The sequence below is a fragment of the Caldibacillus sp. 210928-DFI.2.18 genome (assembly GCF_020554505.1).
Taxonomy (GTDB): Bacteria; Bacillota; Bacilli; order Bacillales; family Caldibacillaceae; genus Caldifermentibacillus; species Caldifermentibacillus hisashii.
This window is the reverse complement of sequence record NZ_JAJCHL010000267.1, coordinates 1-257: the sequence shown is the minus strand read 5'-3', so window position 1 is coordinate 257 and position 257 is coordinate 1. Positions and strand designations below refer to the sequence as shown.

The following is a 257-nucleotide window of genomic DNA, read 5'->3' as shown; positions in this document are numbered from 1 at the left end:
CCATTGTCTATGTTGTTTTAAATATTATTGGTTCTTGGTTATTTTTATTAGGTATTGGCTTACTTTACAAATTAGTAGGGACATTAAACTTTTCTCAAGTTGCATTACGCTTAGATGATATTCACAATAATGAAATGGTAGTGGTCATTGCAATTGTATTTATGATTGCATTTGGCTCAAAAGCATCGTTAGTTTTATTTATGTGGTTACCTAAAGCTTATGCAGTATTAAATACTGAGCTCGCAGCTTTATTTGCA

Annotated in this window: 1 protein-coding gene; it reads left to right on the top strand. The window is 30.7% G+C overall.

The window, feature by feature from the left end; all coding sequences use genetic code 11:
- The coding region (locus LIZ98_RS17825; RefSeq protein WP_304502985.1) for a proton-conducting transporter transmembrane domain-containing protein at positions 1 to 257 on the top strand (257 nt) is incomplete at both ends.